Here is a 3459-nt window from a genome sequence, read left to right on the forward strand (position 1 = left end):
ATTCCTCGAAAACTTTTAATAACTCTGGATAAAACTCCTTAAAAGTTGTATACTTATCGCGATTATTTTCATATTCAGTTAGTTTTTCATATAACTTGTCAATATATAAAAAACCCCTTTCTTTATGTCATTTAATTTCTTCTTTCGCAGCCTTCTCGCCAAAAACCTTGTAACTTAACCTCGAAGTTACTGCTCTGACAATATGTTCATTTACACATGTCCCCCAAGCTCCATATGCTTGCTTTGTCATTATATTAGAAATAGGTGTAAACAAATCTTTATATTTATTAATTTCATCTCTGTTTTCTTCAGCTAAAGGATCGACATAAGAATGGCTAAACTCATGCCAGACAAATCTAGTTAAATATTGTAAATTTTCAACAGGTGGTATAACACAAAAAATATCAAATTTTTCATCTTTTCCTGGTATTCTTATCCCGTATCCACCAAAATATAATGGAACAACTATTATATTATAACTATTCTGTTTTGTACCATAATACTCTATAAGATTTTCTAAGCAGTTATTACTCTTTAATTTATTCTGTATGTCTGCAGTTATCTTATGATAATATTCCTGATGATTTTTATAAAAGTTATCAAACTTAGTTTCATTTTTAAAATCTACCATTTGTCTAGTAAACTCTTTAATCTTACTCCTACCATCGACTCCTGATATAACTTCATGACAAGGTATTATTTTACTATCCTGTTCCTCATATTTATCATCTAAATATAAAATAAGTTTTGGCGGCACATGATAAACAAATCCATATTTTGCCATTTCCTCATAAAGAGAAACTACCTGATTATTTTTATATGGAGAAAAGTAATTATCCACATCACTTTTATAGGTCGTATCTTTATTGTATATTACAATATCTTTACAGTTGAAATCTGCCAGATATTGAATTATTGACAAAAGTTCAATACGTGAGTCTACATAAACATTTAATTTCTCACTTTCTTTTCCTGCACTACTACTTTCACAGCTTTTCTCATTTTCTATTCCTTTTTCCATTCCCTCTCCCTCCGAATTTATAAAAATCTTGTTAAGTTAATTATGAATAATAATAAGAAGAAAAATATTAAAACATTAATATTTATAAAAATTTCAACTAACTAATCAGCATACTTTTCTTTGAATATATTTTTTTTATTTACTAAAGTCATAAATCCAAAATCATTTAAATTATGAATTATAATAGCAGCCCAAATACTCTTTGTTAAATAAACGCTTATGGCACATATTACCCCCAAAACTAATGAACCTATCCAAACAAACTTGTTGTTCCAAGTTTTTAAATGAAGTCCTAAAAATAATACTGATGTTAATGAGATGGCTACAATAGGTTGAAATAGTTTTAAAAGTGGAATAAGAATAATTCCTCGGTATAAGAATTCTTCTGCTGGTAATTCTAATCCATAAATTAATAAGCTAGTATAAATTAATCCTTTGTTCACATTTTCCTTTTTTAGCTTAACTCCTTTAGCTACTAATATATGAATTCCCATAAAAACAATTCCAATTATTAGACCGCAAAAAATAGCTCTAGTAGATATATACAAGAATGTCTTATCTACAAAATACAAAGTAGCTAATCCAAATACAATAAAAAATATTCTCTTAAAAATGTTTTCTTTTAAAGTTCTTATCTTCAAAAATATATCTATTAATGTTAATGCTAATCCTATTATTAAGAACACAATATCCATATATGATCCTCCATTATGATTTTCTTACTTTCAATATACTAACAATATACTAACTTTACGATTCAAAAAAAATATTACAATAAATCTTCTATCTTATTGCCATCAACCTCAATTACTCTTAAATCATCAGAATCTACCCAATGTATATCTCCTTCTTTATCTGCAACTGCTACAACTCTAATATTTCCCTCATCTTCGTGTGGAAATAAATTACCTCCTAAAAAACTAGGTCTTGTTGCTTTATATGCTCCAAAACCAGTCCCTATTAAAATGTATTTCTTTCCATCTTTTTTATAACTTACTACAATTGCCACGCTAAATCGCTCCTAAAAAATTTTCTATTGAATAAAGACCTAAGAAGCTTTTCTCAAATTTACATTTTTTCATTCTTAATTAACCAAACTAAAGTCCCACCCGCTGATTTTCTTTTGATAGGGCCATTCTTCATTTCACATTTTACCCTATTCAATCCTATTTGGTAATCTTCATCTGAAATCAAATGTAACATCGAATAGCCTTTTTTCTCTAACAATTCTAAAAATTTATTTCCTAACTCTACTTCTTCTCCTTCACTAATTATTTCAATCTTTAGAAAACTAAATCCATTTTTCTTTGCTGAGCTAATTATTTCTTCTATATCTGGATATCTTTGCTTATCAACAATAGCTGTTGATGGAAAAAACTCTGACATATATCTAAGGTCAATTTGTCTATGTGACTGCGTACTTATACAGACCTTACCTCCATTTTTTAAAACTCTATAAAATTCTAAAAACATTTTATCTATATCTTTAATATGATGGATAACATCTGTCATATACAAGAAGTCAAAAATACAATCTTCAAATGGAATATCTGTTACCAAACCAACTTTTAGAATAATATGTTGGTTTTTTTCTTTAGCTTTTTCTAACATTCCTTCTGATGCATCTACCCCATACACTTCTGCTTTCGTTATCTTTTGCAGTATGCTGGTATAGTTCCCTGTACCACATCCAACGTCAAGAATTTTAGTTGTTTCAGATATCTTAACTTCATCTAAAAAACTATTTATTATAGTCATTTCTTCATCTCTAACATCATCATATATCTTACTAATATCATTGTAATTTATCTTTCCCACTGTTCTTTCCCCCTAAATCACTATAAATATTAAATATTATATTACTCTTTCACCTAATATTTCGAATAGTCCAGATATTTTACATGTTTCTTGCAAAATATCTGGACTACTATGTTAGCTGATGTTGATACTAAAGTCATTCTGATTTACTAGCCAAATTAGGTATATGCTTTCAAAGTATTTCCCTATTTTAACAACTTCACTCATAACTCTTTTAGTTTTGTTTACATCTAAAAACCAGTTATCTTTACGGATATCCTTCCCATTTGTCACTGGAGATACAATAATTTTTACTGAAGGTGGAAAAACTATCTGGTATCAATATTATATCTGCACTTTCTAATTTATCCTCCATAAAAATAAAATCTGTAATACTGCCAAGTGCTTGTCTTATTTTGTCCCCCTTCAATCTTAAATCAATTTTAAATTTTATTTTCATGAAATTATACACGAATGCATCCAATAACTAAATTTTAAATTCTCAATTTGAATTCTAAAATCAAAACTTATTCTGAGCTAATCCTTTAAGCAAAGTAACTCTCTGTTCTACAATTTTTTTGTGTTGTTCTTCAGTCCATGCAGGATTTTTATTTTTCCAAAACTTGTTACATGGAATTTCT

At 28.0% G+C, this 3459-nt stretch carries 3 protein-coding genes and 1 pseudogene; all 4 read right to left on the bottom strand.

Annotated elements, in window-relative coordinates:
- Positions 1-1021, bottom strand: a pseudogene (locus TR13x_RS10690) (DUF4932 domain-containing protein); the annotation flags it as partial.
- A 101-nt stretch (positions 1022-1122) separates the two neighbouring features.
- Complete coding sequence (locus TR13x_RS10695) at positions 1123-1716, bottom strand: CPBP family intramembrane glutamic endopeptidase (RefSeq protein ID WP_054871927.1); 594 nt, start codon at positions 1714-1716, stop codon at positions 1123-1125.
- 74 nt (positions 1717-1790) lie between these two features.
- Positions 1791-2030 carry a hypothetical protein gene (locus TR13x_RS10700; RefSeq protein ID WP_054871928.1) on the bottom strand — a complete coding sequence of 80 codons (240 nt, stop codon included), beginning with the start codon at positions 2028-2030 and terminating at the stop codon, positions 1791-1793.
- Positions 2031-2089: 59 nt separating this feature from the next.
- The gene (locus tag TR13x_RS10705) at positions 2090-2839 is read right to left on the bottom strand and encodes a class I SAM-dependent methyltransferase (protein ID WP_054871929.1); all 750 of its coding nucleotides are present in this window, start codon (positions 2837-2839) and stop codon (positions 2090-2092) included.
- Positions 2840-3459 lie beyond the last annotated feature (620 nt).

The sequence above is a fragment of the Caloranaerobacter sp. TR13 genome (genome assembly GCF_001316435.1).
Taxonomy (GTDB): domain Bacteria; phylum Bacillota; class Clostridia; order Tissierellales; family Thermohalobacteraceae; genus Caloranaerobacter.